The sequence below is a fragment of the Cryobacterium arcticum genome, assembly GCF_001679725.1.
Lineage (GTDB): Bacteria > Actinomycetota > Actinomycetes > Actinomycetales > Microbacteriaceae > Cryobacterium > Cryobacterium arcticum_A.
The window spans coordinates 1795089-1815351 of record NZ_CP016282.1 but is presented as its reverse complement, the minus strand read 5'-3'; the positions used below and the strand labels follow the sequence as shown (position 1 = coordinate 1815351).

Below are 20263 nucleotides of genomic sequence, written 5' to 3'. Positions count from 1 at the left end.
TTCGCGGTGGAGCAGGGTACGGAGCAGCGGACTGCGCCGCTGGACCGTGATAAGCCGAGCCGCTAGATCAGGCCTTCCTTGGTCAGCCAGTCGGTCGCGATGGTGTCGGCCGCGGCCTGGTCGTTGACGCTCTGGGCGTTCAGCGACACGAGGACATCCGCGCTCAGCTTGGCGCTGACGGCATTGATGATCTCGGTGGCGCCGTCGTCGACCTTGTCGGAGACCACGGGAACGACGTTGTCGGGGAAGAACAGTCCGTCGGGGTCATCGAGGGCGACGAGGTCGTTGGAGACGATGTTCGGGTCGGCCGTGTAGATGTTGGCCAGTTGGATCGTGTTGTCGACCAGAGCCTTGACCGTCAGCGGTCCGCCGTTGTCCTCCACCGGGGTGAAGCCGGCGATGTCGATGCCGTACTTCTCCTTGAGGGCGGTCGGTCCGTACGGGCGGGTTTCCAGTTCGGAGTTGCCCCCGACGGTGATCGGTTCGGTCACCTGGGTGAGCGAGGCGATGTCGGTGAGGTTGTAGGTGTCGGCGAAGGCCTTCGTCACCGTCCAGGAGTTCTGGTCGGTCGCATCCGCCATGTCGAGCACCGCGAGCCCGTCGGGGAGCGCGTCCTGCAGCTCCGCGTAGGTCTCGTCGGCGGTGCCGCCGGCGGCGTCGGGCTCGAGGGCCTGCAGCAGGCTGCCGGTGTATTCGGGGAAGACGTCGATCGCGCCGGATTCGATTTCGGGCAGGTACGCCTCGCGCTGGCCGATGCGGAACTGGCGGTCGACGGTGTAGCCGCCGTTCTCCAGGGCCTGGGCGTAGATCTCGGCGATGATTTCGTTGGAGTAGTAGTCCTGCGAGCCGACCACGATGGTGTCCGGTGCGCTGGAGCTGTTATTTCCCTCATCCAGCGGATCGCCGGATGCACACCCTGCAAGGGCTACGACAGCCCCAACCGCGACCGCGCTGACAAGCGCGAGCCGGCCTCGTGTGATTGTGAACATGCTGTTGTCCTTCCTCAGGTACCGATGGTTCGGTAGTTGTGTCACCGGAGAGCTGTGCGGCGGTCCGTGCGAAGTGTGCTGGTGCTGGTAGTGGCCGTGGTGCTGCCGGGCCTGCCGGTGCGCAGACGCCCCGAAACACCCCGTGGTACGACAAACCGTTGGATCAGCGCAAAGATTCCCTCGAGCACCAGGGCGAGCATGATCACCAGGATCGAGCCGCCCAGCATCTCGGCGTAGTCGCGATTCTTCAGGCCGGCGAACAGGTACCGGCCCAGTCCGATGTCGGCGACATAGGCCGCAAGCGTCGCCGTGGCGATGACCTGGAGAGTAGCCGAGCGCAGGCCCCCGATCAAGAGCGGCAGGCCGAGGGGAACCTCGACCTTCCGCACGATCTGCAGCTCCGACATGCCGACCGCGCGGGCGGCATCCACCGTGCGCCGGTCGATGGCCTCGAACCCGGTGTAGGCGCCGGCCAGGATCGGCGGGATCGCCAGAACCGTCAGGGCCACGTAGGGAGCGACGACGCCGATTCCCACCCAGAGGGCGACGAGGGTGAGCAGGCCGAGGGTCGGGATGGCGCGCAGGCCGCCGGATGTGGTGACCGCGAGTCCGCGGCCCCGTCCGGTGTGGCCGATCAGGTAGCCCAACGGAATCGCGATCGCGGAGGCGATCACGAGGGTGATGAGGGTGAAGACCAGGTGCTGGCCGAGGCGCAGCGGGATGGCGTTCAGACCCGTCCAGTTGGCCGGGTCGAGGATCCAGTCGATGGCGTCGACGAAGAGATTCACGCGGCGCTCACCTCCGCCGGGGCGGGCGCACGGACGGCCGCCACCTTCCGGGTCCACGGCATCAGCACGCGTCCGGCGAGCACCAGTGCCCCGTCGAAGATCAGCGCGAGGGCCACGGTGGCCACGAGTCCGGCGATGATCTCGGCCTGGATGCCGCGCTGGAAGCCGTCGGTGAACAGGCTGCCGAGGCTCTGCACGCCGATCACGGCGCCCACCGTGACCAGGCTCACGGTGCTCACCGCGACGACCCGCATCCCGGCCAGGAGCACCGGGCCGGCCAGCGGCAGTTCGACCTGCCAGAACCGCGACCACGCCGAGTAGCCCACGGCCGAGGCCGATTGGCGCACATCGGCGTCCACGGACTCCAGTCCGTCGGCGACGACCCGCACCATGAGGGCGACGCCGTAGAGGGTCAGGGCGATGATCACGTTGAGCGGGGAGCGCAGGCCGGTGCCGATCACGGCGGGCAGAACGAAGAACAGGGGCAGCGACGGGACCGCGTAGAGCAATCCGGCGCCGGTGAGGATGATGCCGCGGCTCACCCGGTAGCGCCGGGCCAGCCAGCCCAACGGCACGGCGATCACGAAGCACAGCACGATCGGGGGCAGGCTCAACACGACATGGTCGAGAGTGCGCGCCCAGATCAACCCGAGGTTCGCCAGCACCCAGGTCATCGGGCGCCTTCGGTGCCGGCGACCGTGGGGCTCGCCGCGGGGTCGTTGAGCACCCCGGCGAGCCGGCCGTCGCTGTCCACCAGGACGTCCTCTTCGCCGTGGCGCTCCAGGTGCAGCACCCGGCGGCCGCGGTCGGCACCGACGAAGCTGGCCACGAAGTCGTCGGCCGGGTGGGCGAGGATGTCCGCGGGGGTGCCGACCTGGGCGATGTGACCACCCTCACGGAGGATGACGATCTGGTCGCCGAGCAGGAACGCCTCTTCGATGTCGTGGGTGACGAAGACCACGGTCTTGTCGAGGTCCTTCTGCAACCGAACGAGCTCCTGCTGCAACTCGGCCCGCACGATGGGGTCGACCGCGCCGAAGGGTTCGTCCATGAGCAGGATGTTCGGGTTCACGGCCAGGCCCCTGGCCACGCCGACACGCTGCTGCTGGCCGCCGGACAGCTGGCTGGGGTACCGGTCGGCGAGGGAGCGGTCGAGACCGACGGTATCGAGCATGGCGAGGGCATCCGCTCTGGCCTGGCGCTTGGGGGTGCCGCGCAGCAGCGGAACGGTGGCGACGTTGTCGACGACGGTGCGGTGCGGCAGCAGTCCGGAGTTCTGCATGACATAGCCGATGCCGCGGCGGAGTTTCACCGGAGCGAGCGTGGCGATGTCCTCGCCGTCGATCTCGATCGAGCCGCTGGTCGGGTCGACCATGCGGTTGATCATCCTCAGGAGGGTGGTCTTGCCCGAGCCGGACGAGCCCACGAGCACCGTGGTCTGGTGCGAGGGCAGGACGAGGCTGAAGTCCTCCACGGCCAGGGTGCCGTCCGGGAATCTCTTGCTGACGGAATGAAACTCGATCATGGCTGGCTCGGTCCTCCAAGCGGCTTGACGCTCGACGTCACTCCCCGGGTACGGAGGGAACGGAAGCGGGCAAGTACGGAAAGACTAGCCAACCATTGTTCGGAGCCAGATCCAAAGCGGATTGCCGGTGAATGCGCCGATCACGCCAGAGGCGAACGTCCCGGTCGGGACTCGACCGATCGGGACTGCCCCGATCGGGACTGCGCCGATCAGGACTCGGTGCCGTAGAACCCGACGAGGTAGTCGTGCATGATGCGCCGGCACTCGGCGATGAAGCGTTCGTCGCCCTGGCTGTTCCAGGTGAACGCACGCGACAGCAGGGAGTCGGCCATTTCCACGGCCACCTCGAGGCGGAAGATCAGCTCGGGGCCGCCGGAGAGGCCGAACTGCTCGGACAAGACGCCCGCGATCTGGTTGGCGAAGAATCCCGAGTCCAGCTCGTCGGGAACGCTGGCCTGGGCGCGCTCGCGGTCGGCGAAGTGCAGGATCCGGAAACCGGGTTCGGCCCGGTACAGGTCGACGAAGGCGGAGATTCCGCAGTCCACGGCTTCCCACCACGTGCTCGGTTGGGTCTCCTTGAGCAGGTCGGAGACCCGCTGGCGGTAGCGCATCACCGCGCGCTCGCGCAGACCCTCGAGCACGGCGACGCGGTCGGGGTAATAGCGGTAGACGGTGCCGATGGAGGCTCCGGCGCGTTCGGCGACCATGGCGGTGGTGATCCGGTCGAAACCGACTTCGTCCACGACCTCGGCAGCCGCGTCGAGCAGGGCGGTCAGACGGGCCGCACTGCGCTGCTGGATAGGTTCGGTACGAACCTGCCGGCCCTGTGCGAGCGAGTCTTCACCGAAAAGGTCGATCAGCGCCACGTGTCCTCCTTGAATATACGTCACAATCCTAGGGGTCCACGCTGACGGCTGAGCACTATACCTGCCCCCCAAACGGGCAGAAACCCGATCACCGGGCGCGTCGCGCATCCGGCCGGTCGGCGGCACGTACCGCGCCGCTCGTCCCGGACAGCCGCGCCGCCCATGAGAGACTGAACTGTGTCAAAGTTCCCCGCCACGGCCTCCGCCCCGCTGAACCCTGCACGCATGATGCACCGCGCGGCGCGAATCGAGGATTGGCTGCACGACAAGCGGGAGAAGTTCGCCCGACGGCGCGGACACAAGCCCATCGTCATTCCGTACACCGGATACGGCACCCCCGAGCGGGTGCGGGTGCTCTGCCGGGTGCTCCTGGCCAAGCCGGCCACGGCCGCTGCGGTCGCCCGCAAACGGCGCCGGAACGACGGCCGTGACGCGAGCATCAGAGGCTGGCGGAGCTTCCTGAGCGTTCCCGTGAACGACGTCACGGTCACCATCGACATCGGCGGGCATGCGCACCGCGTGCAGGCCGACCGCGGCGGAGTGGTCGACACGGTCATGGACGTGGCCCTGGAACCCGGCTGGCACACCGCCATGCTGCACACCGAGGCATCCACCCCCGTCGAAGCACCGGTCTTCGTCGTGGCACCCGACGTCCGCCGCGGAATCATCTCCGACGTGGACGACACCGTCATGGTCACCACCCTGCCGCGCCCGCTGCTTGCGGCCTGGAACACCTTCGTGCTCGACGAACACGCCAGGGTTCCCACGCCGGGCATGGCGGTGCTGCTCGACAGGCTCGCGGATGCGACACCCGGCGCCCCCGTCATCTACCTCTCCACCGGAGCGTGGAACGTCGCGCCGACGCTGAGCCGCTTCCTCTCCCGCAACCTCTACCCGGCCGGGGCGCTCCTACTCACCGACTGGGGCCCCACCCACGACAGGCTGTTCCGCAGCGGCCGGGAGCACAAGCGGGAGAACCTGCGCCGGTTGGCCCAGGAATTCCCCGAAATGCAGTGGATTCTCATCGGCGACGACGGCCAGCACGACGAGGCCATCTACAGCGAGTTCCAGCAGGACTTCCCGCAGAGCGTCGCGGCCGTGGCCATCCGGCGCCTCTCCCCCAGCGAGGCCGTGCTGGCCGGACGCCGGGCCAAGGATGCCGTGGAGGCCAAGCCGGACCCGCTCTGGGTCTACGGCCCGGACGGCGCGAGCCTGGCGACGCAGCTGGCCGATCTCGGCCTGATCGTCGACCCCGGTCTGCCCGGTCCGACCGAATAGCCTCCGGCGCGAGAAACGCCGTGGCCGATCAGCGCCCGGCGAGCAGCCGGTCGAGTCCGCGGTTGATCTGACGGGCCCAGAGCGGACCCAGGTAGAGGAACCCCGTGTAGCCCTGCACGAGAGTGGCGCCGGCGGTGAGACGTTCGGCGACCTGCTCGGCCGTCTCCACCCCGCCCACCGAGATGACGCACAGGTCGGCCGGGACGGTGGCGCGGATGAGCCGCAGCACGGCCAGGGACCTGGCGTGCAGCGGCGCGCCGGAGAGCCCGCCGGCGCTGGCCGCGGCCACGACGGCGGCATCCGTCGAGAGGTTGTCGCGGCTGATGGTGGTGTTGGTGGCGATGATACCGTCCAGGCCGAGTTCGACCGTGAGGCCCGCGATACGGGTGACCTCGTCATCGGTGAGGTCCGGCGCGATCTTCACCAGGAGCGGGGTGCCGCCGGCCTCGTCTCGCACGGCGCTCAACAGCGGGGCGAGCTGGTCGAGTTCCTGGAGTCCGCGCAGCCCGGGGGTGTTGGGGGAACTCACGTTCACCACGAGGTAGTCGGCAATGGGCGCCAGCAGGCGCGTGCTGACCAGGTAGTCGGCCGTGGCGTCCTCGACCGCGGTGACCCGGCTCTTGCCGATGTTGATGCCGAGGACCGGGCGGTTCCGGCTGGCGCGCACCCGTGTCAGCCGCTCAACGGCCGCGGCGGCGCCGCCGTTGTTGAATCCCATCCGGTTGATCACTGCGCGGTCGGGAATCAGGCGGAACAGGCGCGGTTTGGGGTTGCCCGGCTGCGCGACGGCGGTGAGGGTGCCCACCTCCACGTGGCCGAAGCCCAGCCGGCCGAGCCCGATGACGGCCTGGCCGTCCTTGTCGAACCCGGCGGCGACGCCGAACGGCGAGTCGAAGTGCAGTCCGAGGGCGGTCACGCCGATGTCGGTGCGCGGGCGGGTGACCCTGTGCACGAGCGGGCCGAGGCCCAGGCGGGGAATCCACCGGATGACCTCGAAGGCCAGGTGGTGGGCCTGTTCGGGATCGATGCGGGTGAGGACGTGTGTGAAGAGGGTGCGGTACACGGTCAGCTCTCGGCCCGGGCACCGGGGTCCAGGCCCTCGGCCTGGGCATCCGCCTCGGCGTGTTCGGTGCGCAGCTGGCCGATCGCGGTCTCGAAATCCTCGAGGGAATCGAACGCCTGGTAGACGCTGGCGAAGCGCAGGTACGCGACCTCATCGAGCTCGCGGAGCGGGGCCAGGATGGCCAGGCCGATGTCGTTGGCCTCGATCTGGGACGCGCCGGTCTGCCGGATGGTCTCTTCGACCTTCTGGGCCAGCATCGCCAGGTCGGAATCGGTGACCGGGCGGCCCTGGCAGGCCTTGCGCACGCCGGAGACGATCTTCTCTCGGCTGAACGGCTCCACGACGCCGCTGCGCTTGATGATGTTCAGGCTGGCGGTCTCGGTGGTGCTGAACCGGCGGCCGCACTCCGGGCACTGCCGACGACGGCGGATCGAGAGCCCGTCGTCGCTGGTGCGCGAGTCGATGACACGGGAATCAGGGTGGCGACAGAACGGGCAATACATGGTGGGAAAAGCCTACCGCGCCGCATCCCCCGCGAAGCGCGCCGTCACGGCGTCGCCGTGCGCCGGCAGCGCCTCGGCCGACGACAGCGCCAGGATGTGGTCGGCCACGCCGGCCAGACCCTCACGGCTGTACCGCACCACCTGCTGCGGGCGCAGGAACGTGTAGGCGCCGAGGGCCGAGGAGAATCGTGCCTGTCCCCCAGTAGGCAGCACGTGGTTGGAGCCCGCGGCGTAGTCGCCGAGGCTGACCGGCGCGTACGGGCCGAGGAAGATGGCTCCGGCGTTGTCGATCTGGCTCAGGACGGCGTCGGGGTCGACGGTCTGGATCTCGAGGTGCTCCGGTCCGAAGGCGTTGCTGAAGGCGGCGGCCTGGTCGAGATCGTCGACGAGGACGATCGCCGACTGTGTGCCGCTCAGCGACGCCGTGACCCGCTCGGCGTGGGTGGTCGTTGCGGCCAGCTCCTCGAGCAGGTCCTCGACGGCGCCGGCAAGCTCGGCGGAGTCGGTGACGAGAACGGCCGCCGCGAGCTCGTCGTGCTCGGCCTGGCTGACCAGGTCGGCGGCGACGAACGCGGGGTCGGCGGCGGCATCCGCGATCACCAGGATGTCGGTCGGGCCGGCTTCGGAGTCGATGCCCGTCACACCGCGCACCAGGCGCTTGGCGGCCGCGACGTAGACGTTGCCCGGCCCGGTGACCAGCTGCACGGGGTCGAGCCCCAGCCCCGGAACCCCGTAGGCGAAGGCCCCGACGGCCCCGGCCCCGCCCATGGCGTAGATCTCGTCGACACCGAGCAGGCCGGCGACGGCCAGGATCGTGGGGTGCACACGGCCGCCGAAGTGGCTCTGCGGCGGAGACGCGAGCGCGATGGAGCCGACGCCGGCGACCTGGGCCGGCACCACGTTCATCACCACGCTGGACGGATAGACGGCCTTGCCGCCGGGGACATAGAGCCCGACGCGCTGCACGGGCCGCCAGCGCTGCACGATCTCGGCGCCGTCGGCGATGGTTGTCGTGACCTGCGGCGGCACCTGGGCCAGGCTGGCCAGGCGCACCCGGCGGATGGTCTCTTCGATGGCTGTGCGCACCGCGGGGTCGAGGGCCGCGAGGGCCTCCTCGACGTGGGCGGCGGGCACCCGCACGAACTCGGGGCGCACCCGGTCGAGGCGCTCGGCCTGGTCGAGCAGGGCGATTTCGCCGCGTGCGCGCACGTCGTCGATCAGCTCCGCGGCGACGTCGCTGGCGACCGTGACGCTCGTCAGAGCCCGGGGTACAGCGGCCAGCAGATCGGCCGGAGCAGGCCGCGTTCCTCGGAGGTCAATCGTCTGAATCATGTCGACCCAGCTTATCCAACAACCGTCAGGGCACGGGAATAGGCTGGCAGGTGAAACGATTGGCACCAGTATGAACGAAGGCACCATCCGGTCGACCGCGCTGCCCCAGGCGACCGCTCTCGACACCGATCCCCACGCCCCCGGCGACCTGGCCGCGTTCAAGAACGCGTTCCGTCGGCATGCCGCCGGGGTGTCGGTGGTGACCGCCCTGGACGCCGAGGGCTCCCCCGTCGGTTTCACCGCGACATCGCTCGCGTCGCTGTCGGCGGTGCCGCCCCTGGCCACCTTCAACATGGCCAGGTCCGCGAGCTCTTGGCCGGCCATCTCCGAGACGGAGCGCGTGGTCATCCATTTGCTCGGGCTGCGCAATCGCACGCTGGCCGAACGCCTCGCCGGACCTAACACCGAGCGTTTCCTCGGCGACCACTGGCGCGTGGGCCCGCACGGCCTCCCGGTGCTCAACAACGTGACGTCCTGGATGGTCGGCCGGATCGTCGAGCGGGTCTCCGTGCACAACGCGGCAGTGATCGTGGTGCAGATCGAGGGCGGCGGGCTCGGCGACGACGACGAGGCGCTGGTCTACCACGAGCGCCGCTACCGCGCGTTGGGCGAAACGCTCTAGGCGCGTCAGCCGGCGCCGCCCGTCAGAGCACGCCCGTCAGAGTGCGGCCTGGGCCTCGCGTGCCGCGGCCTTTCGGCGCTGGCGTTCTGCTTCCGTCGCGGCAGCTTCGGCCGGCGTCGGGGCGGTGCCGCCCAGGTGGGCGGGCTGCCACCACCGCCCGGAGCCGGGCTCAGGGTACCGGGCCTGGGCTCCGTCGACCAGGGTCTGCAGTGTGGCGTGCAGCCTGTCGGTGACCTGCTGCGGGTCCTCGTCGGCGCCCACGTGCATGGGTGCGCCGATGGCGAAGCTCACCGGGGTGCGGTAGGCCTCCCCGAGCGAGGGCTTGTGGTTCTTGGTGATCAGCCGGTGGCCGCCCCAGACGGCCACAGGGATGATGGGCACCCTGGCTTCCTGGGCCATGCGTGCGGCTCCGGTCTTGAGGTCCCGCACGGTGAACGACGCGTTCACGCCGCCCTCGGGGAACACCCCGACCAGCTCACCGGCGCTCAACGCGCGCACCGCGTCGGCATAGGCCTGCGCGCCGGCGGTCATGTCGACGTTGATGTGCCGCATGCCCCGGAGCAGCCAGCCCACAACGGGCTTGTCGAACGCGCCCTTCTTCGCCATGAAGCGGATGTGCCGGCCGTTCTTGCGCCAGGTCATCCACTCGACGAGGGCGAAATCGGCATAGCCGAAGTGGGTGATGGCCATCACCGCTCCGCCTGCATCCGGCAGATGGGTGAGGCCGGTGACGGAGGGCCGCAGCCGGAAGACTCCGAAGATGCCTCGGCCGGCCGCAATGGCCGTGCTGTAGATCGGTTCCCTGGTGCGCGTTCTCATGCACTCAGCGTAGGACCTGAGGCTGTCAACATCCTGGTGTCCGCGCCGTGATCGCCCGGGTCGTCGGGAGCGCGCGCGGACGGCCTCCTCCCAGCCCGCGTACCGCCCGCGCTATCGTGTGCGCATGACTGAGCCGGTGACCACCGGATGGACCGATTTCGCCGTGGCGACGGCCGGGGCCGCGGCCGCCCTCGCGGGGCTCGTGATGGTGGCGATCTCGGTCAATATCCGCCAGATCCTGGGCCTGGCCGGGGTGTCAGCGCGGGCAGCGGCGGCCATCGGGTCGCTCGTCCTGGTGGTCGTGTCGAGCGCGCTGATCCTCATTCCCGGCCAGCCGGGCTCCGCGCTCGGGGCGGAACTGTTCGCCGCCGCGGCCGCAGCCGTGCTCCTGCACGGGGTATCCCTGAGCCAGAGCATGAGGCAGGCGACCCGGCCACGGGCCGCGCGCCTGCTGTCGCTTCCGATCGCGGCCGCCCAGCTGGTGCCGCTCATCGTCGGCGCACTGCTCCTGGTGTTCGGCAACGACGGGTCCCTGGCCGGCGCCGCCCTGTACTGGGTGGCCGCCGGCCTGATCCTCACCGTGATCGGTTCCATGCTCGACGCCTGGGTCCTCATGGTCGAGATCCTGCGCTGACCCTTCACGTCCCGCGAACTGTGAGTGAAGCCCCAGAAACGCGCCCGTCCCGGCCCGGCTCACAGTTCGCGGGTCTAGGTGAGGCAGTAGGGGCCGAGGAGGCTCTTGAGCTCGCCGAACAGGTCGGCCGTGACGGTGACCCGGGTGGGCAGCTCGAAGACTCGCGCCACATCGCCCTTGATGAGCTTGAGGCGCACCTCGGAGGTACCGCTGTGGCGCTTGAGCACCTCGCCGAGCTGGGTCACGGTGTCCGTGGTCGCCCGCGCTTCGAACAGAGTGATCGACAGGGTGCCGTGATCCGAGGCCTGACCGAGCTCGGGGGCGAAGATGCTGTACGCGTGCAGGTTCATGCCGTCGTCGCGCATGCTGACCCGGCCCCGCACGACCACGACCGAGTCGCTGATGAGGTCGAGGGAGAACTCCTGGTACGCCTTGCCCATGAACATGACGTCGATCTCACCGCCGAAGTCCTCGACCGAGATGATGCCGTACTGGTTGCCGGACTTCTTGGCGATGCGGTGTTGAACATTGGTGATGAGCCCGGCCACCGTGACGGTGTCGGCATCCTGGGTGTGATCTGAGGTGATCAGATCCGTGATGGTGGTGCTCGCGTGCTTGGCCAGCGGAATCTCGAGGCCGGCCAACGGGTGGTCGGAGACGTAGAGTCCGAGCATGTCGCGCTCGAGCGCCAGCTTCTCCTTCTTCGTCCACTCCGGTCGCTCCGGCACCTGCTCGGTTTCCTGCGGGTCGTCGAAGAGACTGTCGAAGTCGAATCCGACCATGCCGTGCGACTCGTCGCGCTTGATCTTGACCGCGGAGTCGACCGCGCCCTCGTGGATCTCGAACATCGCCCGGCGGGTGGCGCCGAGGGAGTCGAACGCGCCCGACTTGATCAGGGACTCCACGGTGCGCTTGTTCGTGACCTGCAGGGGAACCTTGCGGAGGAAGTCGTGGAACGACTCGAAGGCGCCCTTCTCGGTGCGGGCGGCACGGATCGCCTCGACGACGTTGAAGCCCACGTTGCGCACGGCGCCGAGACCGAAACGGATGTCGGTGCCGACGGCGGCGAAGAAGCCGATCGACTCGTTGACATCCGGCGGCAGCACCTGGATGCCCATGCGGCGGCACTCGTTGAGGTACAGCGCGAGCTTGTCGCGCGCGTCCCCGACGCTGGTGAGCAGGGCCGCCATGTACTCGGCCGGGTAGTGCGCCTTGAGGTAGGCGGTCCAGTAACTCAGAACGCCGTAGGCGGCCGAGTGGGCCTTGTTGAAGGCGTAGTCGGAGAACGGTAGAAGGATGTTCCACACGGTGGTAACGGCTTCCATCGAGTAGCCGTTGGCCATCATTCCGCCGGAGAAGCCCTCGAACTGCTTGTCCAGTTCGGACTTCTTCTTCTTGCCCATCGCGCGGCGCAGCAGGTCGGCCTGGCCCAGCGAGAAGCCCGCCAGCTTCTGCGCGATCGACATCACCTGCTCCTGGTAGACGATGAGTCCGTAGGTTCCGCCGATGATGTCCTTGAGGGGCTCCTCGAGCTCCTTGTGGATGGGGATGATCTCCTGCTGGCCGGTCTTGCGCAGGGCGTAGTTGGTGTGCGAGTTGGCACCCATGGGGCCGGGCCGGTACAACGCGATGACGGCCGAGATGTCCTCGAAGTTGTCGGGCTTCATGCTGCGCAGGAGCGCCCGCATGGGGCCGCCGTCGAGCTGGAACACGCCGAGAGTGTCGCCCCGGGCGAGCAGCTCGTAGGCGAGCGGGTCGTCGAGGCCGAGGTCCTCGAGCACGGGCCGGTGGCCGCGGTTGGCCTCGATGTTGTCGAGGGTGTCGTCGATGATGGTGAGGTTGCGCAACCCCAGGAAGTCCATCTTGATCAGCCCGAGGCTCTCGCAGGCCGGGTAGTCGAACTGGGTGACGATCTGGCCATCCGCTTCACGGCGCATGATCGGGATGATGTCGATCAGCGGGTCGCTGGACATGATGACACCCGCGGCGTGCACGCCCCACTGGCGCTTGAGGTTCTCGATGCCCAGAGCCGTGTCGAAGACCGTGCGGGCCTCTGCGTCGGTTTCGATGACCGCGCGGAAGTCGCCGGCCTCGCGGTAGCGCGGGTGGTCCTTGTCGAACATGCCGGTGAGCGGCATGTCCTTGCCCATGATGGGCTGCGGCATGGCCTTGGTGAGCTTGTCGCCCATGCCGAACGGGAAGCCGAGAACGCGGCTGGAGTCCTTGAGGGCCTGCTTGGCCTTGATGGTGCCGTAGGTGACGATCTGGGCGACGCGCTCCGCGCCGTACTTCTCGGTGACGTAGTGGATGACCTCGCCGCGGCGACGATCGTCGAAGTCGACGTCGAAGTCGGGCATGGAGACACGGTCGGGGTTGAGGAAGCGCTCGAAGATCAGACCGTGCACGAGCGGGTCGAGGTCGGTGATGCCCATGGCGTAGGCGACCATGGAGCCGGCGCCAGAACCACGTCCGGGGCCGACCCGGATGCCGTTGTCCTTTGACCAGTTGATGAAGTCGGCGACGACGAGGAAGTAGCCGGGGAAGCCCATCTGGGTGATGACACCGACCTCGTAGTCGGCCTGCTTGCGGACGGCGTCCGAGATGCCGTTCGGGTAGCGGCGCTGCAGACCGAGTTCGGTCTCCTTGATGAACCAGCTCTCCTCGTTCTCCCCCTCCGGGGTGGGGAACCGGGGCATGTAGTTGGCCTGGGTGTTGAACTTGACCTCGCACCGCTCGGCGATGAGCAGCGTGTTGTCGCAGGCCTCCGGGTTGTCCCGGAACAGGTGGCGCATCTCGGCGGCCGTCTTGAGGTAGAACTCGTTCGAGTCGAACTTGAACCGGTTCGGGTCGTCCAGCGTCGAGGCCGACTGCACGCAGAGCAGGGCCGCGTGCGCCGTGGCGTCATGGGCGTGCGTGTAGTGCAGATCGTTGGTGGCAACCAGCGGCAGGTCGAGTTCCTTGGCGAGCTTCAGCAGGTCGGTCATGGTACGGCGCTCGATGTCGATGCCGTGGTCCATGATCTCGCAGAAGAAGTTGTCCTTGCCGAAGATGTCGCGCAGCTCCCCCGCGGCCTGCCTGGCCTCGTCGTACTGGCCGAGCCTGAGCCGGGTCTGCACCTCGCCACCGACGCACCCGGTCGTGCCGATCAGGCCCTTGGAGTAGGTGCTGAGCAGCTCGCGGTCCATCCGGGGCTTGAAGTAGTAGCCCTCGAGCGACGCGAGAGAGGAGAGCCTGAACAGGTTGTGCATGCCCTCGGTGTTCTCCGAGAGCAGGGTCATGTGCGTGTACGCGCCGCTACCGCCGACGTCGTCGCGGTTCTGCGCGTTGGTGCCCCACTTCACCCGCGTCTTGTCCCGGCGGTCGGTGCCCGGGGTGATGTACGCCTCGGTGCCGATGATGGGCTTGATGCCCGCGTCGGTGGCGGTCTTCCAGAAGTCGAAGGCGCCGAAGACGTTGCCGTGGTCGGTCACCGCGATGGCGGGCATACCCTGCTCTGCGGCGGCCGCGATCAGGGGTTTCACCCGGGCGGCACCGTCGAGCATGGAGTACTCGCTGTGCACGTGAAGGTGGACGAACGAATCATTCTGCGGTGACACGACTGCTCCAGCTGCTCTGGGGTTGTACTGATGGAGAAGGAGGGTGGTATTCCAGCCTAATCGCCGCGCAGGATGCGCAGGGCGTTTGCCAGGTCGTCCGGGTACTCCGCGTCGAAGGTCACCCATTCACGGCTGGACGGGTGCTCGAAGGAGAGCTGTTTGGCCACCAGCCACTGCCGGGTGAGGCCGAGTCTGGCCGAGATCTTCGCGTCGGCGCCGTACATGGCGTCACCGACACACGGATGCCGCTGGGCGGCCATGTGCACGCGGATCTGGTGGGTGCGCCCGGTTTCCAGATGCACCTCGAGCAGCGACGCGGACGGGAAGGCCTCGAGCGTCTCGTAGTGGGTGACGGAGTCCTTACCGCCGGCGATCACGGCGAACTTCCAGTCCGAACGCGGGTGGCGCCCGATGGGAGCGTCGATGGTGCCGCTGGACGGGTCGGGGTGGCCCTGCACGACGGCATGGTAGATCTTGTCGACCTCGCGGTCGTGGAAGGCGCGCTTGAGGTGCGTGTAGGCGGCCTCGGACTTGGCCACGACCATCAGGCCGCTCGTGCCGACGTCGAGGCGGTGCACGATGCCGGCCCGTTCGGAAGCGCCGGACGTGGCGATCCGGTACCCGGCGGCGGCGAGGGCGCCGAGCACGGTGGGGCCGGTCCAGCCGACGCTGGGGTGTGCGGCGACGCCTGAGGGCTTGTTGATCACGACGATGTCGTCGTCGTCGTGCACGATCGTGAGATCCGGCACAGCGATGGGAACGATCACCAGGTCCTGCTTGGGTGCCCAGCTCACATCCAGCCATGCCCCGGCGCGCAGCTTGTCGGACTTGCCGACCACGACTCCGTCGAGGGTGACTCCGTCGGACTCGGCGATCTCGGCCGCGAAGCTGCGGGAGAAGCCGAAGAGCTTGGCGATGCCCGCATCGACGCGCACACCGTCCAGGCCGTCGGGAAGGGGAAGGGCTCGGTTTTCCATGATGCCGTTCAGTTGGGGGTGACGAGGGGGGCCGGGGCTGCCGGCGACTCGTCGGCGGCCGATGCTGCTGCATCCGCCGAGGTGGTGCGGCGGCCGTCGAGGCCGATGCCGCGAATCGTCAGCAGCATGAAGAGCACCATGCTCACGACGATGCAGGAGTCGGCGATGTTGTAGATCGCCGGCATCATCCAGGGGGTGGAGATGAAGTCGACCACGTGGCCGAGGCCGAAACTGGGCTCACGGAACAGGCGGTCGGTGAGATTGCCGAGCACGCCGCCGAGCAGGAGCCCGAAGACCGTGGCCCACCGAAGCGAGTGGATGCGGCGGGCGAACCACACGATGAACACAACGACACCGGCCGCAATGAGTGAGAACACCCAGGTGAGGCCGGTGGCGAAGGAGAAGGCCGCACCGGGGTTCCGGATGAAGTGCAGTTGAAGCACATCACCCAGAACCCGGGCGGTCTCGCCCTCGGTCATCGATGAAACGACGAGGGCTTTGCTGATCTGATCGAACGCATACCCGCCCACGGCCACGAGGGCCAGGACGAGAAGGGCGCGGTAACTGACCTTCGTGGGAGTGTTACGCGCCAAAGCCCTGGAAGCTCGCCTTCGGCGAGTTGCCCGAGTCCTTGCCCGCACCGGCGCCGACAGGCGAGGTGGAGTCGAGGTCGCGAAGCTGACCCTCGATGTAGCTCTTCAGCTTCTGGCGGTACTCGCGCTCGAAGGTGCGCAGTTCCTCGATCTTGTTCTCGAGGACCGAACGCTCCTTGTCGAGGATGTTGATCTGCGCGCGCTGCTTGGCTTCGGACTCCGCGATGACGCGGGCCGCCGTGGCGTGGCCCTCCGCGATCAGGGCGTCGCGCTTCTCGGCGCCTTCCTTGACGTGCTCCTCGTGCAGGCGGCGGGCCAGCTGCAGCAGGTTGGTCGTGCCGGCGGTCTCGTCGACCTCGGCTGCGGGCGCCGGGGCGGCGGCGACGGGCGCGGGAACCACTGCGGCGACCGGCTCTGCGACGGGCTCCGGGGTGTTCACGGGCTCGGCGGCCTTGGCCGGGGCTGCGCTGACGGGGGCAGCCGTCTCGCCGCCGGAGAGACGGGCCTTGAGGTCCTCGTTCTCCTGGGTCAGACGACGCAGCTCGACAACGACCTCGTCGAGGAAGTCGTCAACCTCGTCCTGGTCATATCCCTCACGGAACTTGGTCGACTGGAACCGCTTGTTGACTACATCTTCCGGAGTTAGCGCCATGGCTTTCCACCTCAAAACTTATTTGCGAACAGTTGTGCGAACACGTGCTTAGGCGCAATCCGCACCCGGTGGGTACCGGGGCGGTTGGCCGCCATCGATCCAGAATACATGCCGGGGCCGTGGTCGGGCTCCGGGTCAGAACAGAATCGCCGTAATCCACATGCCGATGATCACGCAGAGCATCGTCAGGCTCCAGCCGAAGTCGAAGGCAATCGGGCCTAAGCGCAGCGGCGGGAAGATACGGCGGAAGAAATTGACCGGCGGATCCGTCACGGTGTACACGAACTCGATGAGCACGAGAATCAGGCCGTGCGGGCGCCAGGACCGATTGACACCGCGAACCAGGTCGACGATGAACCGACCCCACATCACGAAGAAGTAGAGCAGGAGCGCGTAATAGAGCAACGCGCCGATCAGGGAGACTACAGACACGTTGCGTTAGGACTGGGCGAAGAAGGAGGAATCGGCGTCCCCCTCCTCTGCGGCGTTGTCACCGGAGATGACCACGTGCGACGGGGACAGCAGGAAGACCTTGGCGGTGACACGCTCGATCTTGCCGTACAGCCCCTGGGACAGGCCGCTGGCGAAGTCGATCAGACGGCGCGCATCCGCATCGCTCATCTGGGAGAGGTTGATGATGACCGGGATGCCCTCACGGAAGGACTCGGCGATCACCTGCGCGTCGCGGTACTGACGCGGGTGGACGGTGAGGATCTCGTTCATTTCAGACACGACAACATTCTTGGGGGTGGAGGTCTTGTGCAGGGGCGTGACCGGTGCGCGGCCGGACGAGTGCGAGGCATTCGCCGTGCTGGCGTGGGTCGGCGCCGCGTGCGCGGACTGGGTGGGGAGCGTGGAGACGGGAGCCTTGGCGGGTTCCTCATATTCCAGCTCTTCGTCTGCCAGACCCAGGTAGACCATGGTTTTCTTGAGCGGGTTGGACATCTCTACCTCCGTGTTGGTATTACGACGTTTTCAGATTAACCGGTGCCGGGCGATTCCCGGTGATTGCGGTGCCAATTCGCAGGTGTGTCGCGCCCTCGGCGATGGCGGCTGCGTAGTCCTGGGACATGCCCATGGACAGGTATCGGGCGTCGGGGGCTATCTGGCGCATCTGCGCCCCCAGCTCACTGACCAGGGCGAAGGAGCGCCTCGGTTCGGCGCCGAGCGGCGCAACGGCCATCAGCCCGAGCAGGGTGAGTCCGTCGGATTCGAGCACCCGTTCGACCAGCGGTGCGAGGTTGGCGATGGAGACCCCGCCCCTGGCGGGATCGTCGGTCAGGTTGACCTGCACGAAACAGTCGACGTTCACGCCGTCGTCGGCGTTCGTGCCCCCTGCAGTGCCGACGGGGCCACCCAGCGCGGTCACCAGGGACTCCCGGTCGACCGAGTGGATGACGGACGAGTAGGCCCGCACCTGGCGAGCCTTCTTTCCCTGCAGCTGTCCCACGAAGTGCCACCGGATGCCCGAGCCGGCCAGGTCGGCGGCCTTGGCCTGGGCCTCCTGGTGACGGCTCTCGCCGAAGTCCCGCACCCCGAGCTCGAAGAGCTCGCGAACGAGGCTCACCGGCTGGAATTTGGTCACCACGACGGTGGTGATCTCCTCGACCGGACGGCCGGCACTGCGGGCGGCGTCGGCGATACCGTCGCGCACCCCGGCCAACCGCTCGACCAGCCCGGGGTCCGTCATGACGGAACCCGGACCAGCGAGCGCGACCGCGGCATCACTTGAGGAAGTCGGGGATGTCCAGGTCGTCTGAATCGTCCTCGAAGGCGGGGTCGGCGACGGGAGTGCTCGCGGCGGCGTCGGTCGACCAGACCGAACCGGTGGGCTCGGCGGCCGTGACACCGTCGGATGCGGCTGCGGCGCCGGCGATGGCGCCGGCGGCTCCACCGGAGACTCCGGCGGCCACTCCGGCGGCGACCAGGTCGGAGCGGCGGACCTCTGCGACCTTGGCGCCGGGCTCACCGCCGTCGAAGCCGGCCGCGATCACGGTGACCCGAACCTCGTCACCCAGCGTGTCGTCGATGACGGCACCGAAGATGATGTTGGCCTCGGGGTGAACGGCTTCCTGCACCAGGCGGGCCGCGTCGTTGATCTCGAAGATACCGAGGTTGGAGCCGCCCTGGATGGACAGCAGCACCCCGTGGGCACCGTCGATCGACGCCTCGAGGAGCGGCGAGGCCACGGCGAGTTCCGCCGCCTTGATGGCCCGGTCGGCTCCGCGGGAGGAACCGATGCCCATGAGGGCGGAACCGGCGCCCTGCATGACCGACTTGACGTCGGCGAAGTCGAGGTTGATCAGGCCCGGCGTGGTAATCAGGTCGGTGATGCCCTGCACACCGGCGAGGAGCACCTGGTCGGCGGTGGCGAAGGCCTCGAGCATGCTGATGCCGCGGTCGCTGATTTCCAGCAGCCGGTCGTTCGGCACGACGATGAGCGTGTCGACCTCGTTCTTGAGCGAGGCGACGCCGGTCTCGGCCTGGGCCTGGCGGCGCTTGCCCTCGAAGCCGAACGGCTTGGTGACCACACCGATGGTGAGGGCGCCGATGGACTTGGCGATGCGTGCGACGACGGGCGCGCCACCGGTACCGGTGCCACCGCCCTCTCCGGCGGTGACGAAGACCATGTCGGCTCCGGCCAGCGCCTCTTCGATTTCCTCGGCGTGGTCCTCGGCGGCACGACGGCCGACCTCGGGGTCCGCTCCGGCGCCGAGACCCCGGGTGAGGTCGCGGCCGACGTCGAGCTTGACGTCGGCATCGCTCATCAGGAGTGCCTGGGCATCCGTATTGATGGCGATGAATTCGACCCCGCGGAGGCCGAGCTCGATCATGCGGTTGACGGCGTTGACGCCGCCTCCGCCGATTCCAACAACCTTGATGACTGCTAGGTAGTTCTGATTAGTTGACACGTCCGGCCTCCGGTGGAACCCTAAACCTCTACTCGAGGCTTAAAGTTATGCTGAGTATGCAATTCCTAAATTCGAAATTAGGGGCCAGGCGGGGCGCCATGGGGAGGCGCGCCCGCGTGTCGCGAATACTCAGCGCGATCCCAGCAGAACCGGACTCCGGGGAGCCGATTCGGCGGCCGGTCCCGCCTCAGCGGACGACGGCGCTGTCGGGTGAGGAGACGTCGTACTCGGTGACACTGCCGACCGGATGGCTCACGATGAGGGCGCTGAGCACGACGGCCTTGTACTCGGACCGTTCGGCGTTGCCCCAGACCACCCGCGCTCCCCCGGTGAGGGTGAGGGTGACGTCGTCCTTGGTGGCGGCCGCGACGCTGTCGAGCTGGCTGCGGATGCCCTCCGGGAGCGCCCAGACCACGGCGACGGCGGCCTGGAAGCCGGCACCGCTGGCTCCCCCGGTGGCCGTGATGATGGGGTACCCCGCCGGCCGGTCCGCGCCGGACTGGATGACGACCCCGGCCGCGTCGACGAGGTCGAAGCCGGTCGCCGAGGCGATCGCTCCCACGGGTTCACGTTCGATGATGCGCACGACGAGGGTGTCCGGCGGGCGGCTCTCCGTGACGTAGCTGCGGATCAGGGTGAACTCGCTGAGCTCACGTTTGACCTCGGCGAGGTCGACGAGCGGCAGCGGTGTGCCGAGCTGGCCGTCGAGGGCCTGAACGACGTCGGCCGCGGGGATGCGGTTGGTGCCGGTGACCTCGATGGTGCGCAGCGCCATGAGCGGGGAGAACACTCCCACCAGCACGAACGCGACGAGGGCGGCGACCGTGCCGGCCGCGGCGATCCAGAGATTGCGGCGGCGGCGGGACCTGGAGGTGAACCGGCGCACCTCGCTGCGTTCGTACTGTTTGCGGGCGCGCCGGGCCGCGCGGAGGCGCGCTCGGGCGCTCCGGGGGGTGAGCGGGGGCTCGGCTGGCGGATCCGCGCCGGCATCCGTGGCAGCGACGGAATCGGAGCTCGGGCCGGACGGTCCGGCAGCGCGGGAACCGGTCAACCGGGCCCAGGCGGACGGTGCCGTTGGGGCATCGGAGGGAGTGCTTCCGGTCGCGGAGCCGGA

General features: G+C 68.3%; 21 protein-coding genes. 3 read left to right on the top strand and 18 right to left on the bottom strand.

Translation table 11 applies throughout. From position 1 onward, the window contains the following. Positions 1-62 precede the first annotated feature (62 nt). The 5 genes from PA27867_RS08085 to PA27867_RS08065 form a co-directional block, all read right to left on the bottom strand. Positions 63-989, bottom strand: coding sequence for an ABC transporter substrate-binding protein (locus tag PA27867_RS08085; RefSeq protein ID WP_066595140.1), 927 nt, complete (start codon positions 987-989; stop codon positions 63-65). A 41-nt stretch (positions 990-1030) separates the two neighbouring features. Next, positions 1031-1777, bottom strand: a complete 747-nt coding sequence (locus PA27867_RS08080; RefSeq protein WP_066595138.1) for an ABC transporter permease — start codon at positions 1775-1777, stop codon at positions 1031-1033. Next, positions 1774-2451, bottom strand: coding sequence for an ABC transporter permease (locus tag PA27867_RS08075; RefSeq protein WP_066595137.1), 678 nt, complete (start codon positions 2449-2451; stop codon positions 1774-1776). The genes PA27867_RS08080 and PA27867_RS08075 overlap by 4 nt, the downstream gene beginning before the upstream one ends. Beyond that, the gene (locus tag PA27867_RS08070; RefSeq protein ID WP_066595130.1) at positions 2448-3302 is read right to left on the bottom strand and encodes an ABC transporter ATP-binding protein; all 855 of its coding nucleotides are present in this window, start codon (positions 3300-3302) and stop codon (positions 2448-2450) included. The genes PA27867_RS08075 and PA27867_RS08070 overlap by 4 nt, the downstream gene beginning before the upstream one ends. A gap of 209 nt (positions 3303-3511) precedes the next feature. Continuing rightward, a complete protein-coding gene (locus PA27867_RS08065; RefSeq protein WP_066595128.1) occupies positions 3512-4168 on the bottom strand; it encodes a TetR/AcrR family transcriptional regulator in 657 nt (218 codons plus the stop codon). Positions 4169-4393: 225 nt separating this feature from the next. Between PA27867_RS08065 and PA27867_RS08060 the strand changes: the two genes are divergently transcribed. After that, positions 4394-5446 carry an App1 family protein gene (locus PA27867_RS08060; RefSeq protein ID WP_066595126.1) on the top strand — a complete coding sequence of 351 codons (1053 nt, stop codon included), beginning with the start codon at positions 4394-4396 and terminating at the stop codon, positions 5444-5446. Between the two features lie 28 nt (positions 5447-5474). Here the strand turns inward: PA27867_RS08060 and PA27867_RS08055 are convergent, their stop codons facing one another. From PA27867_RS08055 to hisD, 3 genes are read right to left on the bottom strand one after another with little or no spacing between them, the layout of a single operon-like run. Then, positions 5475-6509, bottom strand: a complete 1035-nt coding sequence (locus tag PA27867_RS08055; RefSeq protein ID WP_066595123.1) for a quinone-dependent dihydroorotate dehydrogenase — start codon at positions 6507-6509, stop codon at positions 5475-5477. Between the two features lie 2 nt (positions 6510-6511). Continuing rightward, a complete protein-coding gene (gene nrdR, locus PA27867_RS08050) occupies positions 6512-7012 on the bottom strand; it encodes a transcriptional regulator NrdR (RefSeq protein WP_066595121.1) in 501 nt (166 codons plus the stop codon). 12 nt (positions 7013-7024) lie between these two features. Continuing rightward, positions 7025-8344, bottom strand: coding sequence for a histidinol dehydrogenase (gene hisD / locus PA27867_RS08045; RefSeq protein WP_066595119.1), 1320 nt, complete (start codon positions 8342-8344; stop codon positions 7025-7027). Between the two features lie 70 nt (positions 8345-8414). On the opposite strand from hisD, the gene PA27867_RS08040 reads away from it, so the two are divergent. Then, positions 8415-8966 carry a flavin reductase family protein gene (locus PA27867_RS08040; RefSeq protein ID WP_084020883.1) on the top strand — a complete coding sequence of 184 codons (552 nt, stop codon included), beginning with the start codon at positions 8415-8417 and terminating at the stop codon, positions 8964-8966. Positions 8967-9002: 36 nt separating this feature from the next. Here PA27867_RS08040 and PA27867_RS08035 read toward each other — a convergent pair whose 3' ends face one another. Next, complete coding sequence (locus tag PA27867_RS08035; protein WP_066595118.1) at positions 9003-9785, bottom strand: lysophospholipid acyltransferase family protein; 783 nt, start codon at positions 9783-9785, stop codon at positions 9003-9005. Between the two features lie 124 nt (positions 9786-9909). Here PA27867_RS08035 and PA27867_RS08030 point away from each other — a divergent pair, with 124 nt between their 5' ends. Next, positions 9910-10419, top strand: a complete 510-nt coding sequence (locus PA27867_RS08030) for a hypothetical protein (RefSeq protein WP_066595115.1) — start codon at positions 9910-9912, stop codon at positions 10417-10419. Positions 10420-10493: 74 nt separating this feature from the next. Here PA27867_RS08030 and dnaE read toward each other — a convergent pair whose 3' ends face one another. The 9 genes from dnaE to PA27867_RS07985 form a co-directional block, all read right to left on the bottom strand. Continuing rightward, positions 10494-13961: a DNA polymerase III subunit alpha gene (gene dnaE / locus PA27867_RS08025; RefSeq protein ID WP_066599427.1), complete on the bottom strand. Its 3468-nt coding sequence runs from the start codon at positions 13959-13961 to the stop codon at positions 10494-10496. Between the two features lie 110 nt (positions 13962-14071). Then, positions 14072-14992, bottom strand: a complete 921-nt coding sequence (locus PA27867_RS08020; protein WP_066595110.1) for an RluA family pseudouridine synthase — start codon at positions 14990-14992, stop codon at positions 14072-14074. Positions 14993-15000: 8 nt separating this feature from the next. Further along, entirely contained in the window at positions 15001-15585 is a 585-nt protein-coding gene (lspA, locus tag PA27867_RS08015; RefSeq protein ID WP_066595108.1) for a signal peptidase II, read from the bottom strand. After that, positions 15575-16237 carry a DivIVA domain-containing protein gene (locus PA27867_RS08010; RefSeq protein ID WP_066595105.1) on the bottom strand — a complete coding sequence of 221 codons (663 nt, stop codon included), beginning with the start codon at positions 16235-16237 and terminating at the stop codon, positions 15575-15577. Before PA27867_RS08010 ends, lspA begins: the two co-directional genes overlap by 11 nt. Positions 16238-16372: 135 nt before the next feature. Next, positions 16373-16669 (bottom strand): YggT family protein, encoded by a 297-nt coding sequence (locus tag PA27867_RS08005; protein ID WP_066595104.1) that lies wholly within the window; start codon positions 16667-16669, stop codon positions 16373-16375. A 6-nt stretch (positions 16670-16675) separates the two neighbouring features. Further along, positions 16676-17182 carry a cell division protein SepF gene (locus PA27867_RS08000; RefSeq protein ID WP_066595102.1) on the bottom strand — a complete coding sequence of 169 codons (507 nt, stop codon included), beginning with the start codon at positions 17180-17182 and terminating at the stop codon, positions 16676-16678. A 19-nt stretch (positions 17183-17201) separates the two neighbouring features. After that, entirely contained in the window at positions 17202-17927 is a 726-nt protein-coding gene (locus PA27867_RS07995) for a YggS family pyridoxal phosphate-dependent enzyme (protein WP_066595100.1), read from the bottom strand. 34 nt (positions 17928-17961) lie between these two features. Further along, positions 17962-19149 carry a cell division protein FtsZ gene (gene ftsZ, locus PA27867_RS07990; protein WP_066595098.1) on the bottom strand — a complete coding sequence of 396 codons (1188 nt, stop codon included), beginning with the start codon at positions 19147-19149 and terminating at the stop codon, positions 17962-17964. 187 nt (positions 19150-19336) lie between these two features. Beyond that, positions 19337-20200: an FtsQ-type POTRA domain-containing protein gene (locus PA27867_RS07985; RefSeq protein WP_167550831.1), complete on the bottom strand. Its 864-nt coding sequence runs from the start codon at positions 20198-20200 to the stop codon at positions 19337-19339. Positions 20201-20263 lie beyond the last annotated feature (63 nt).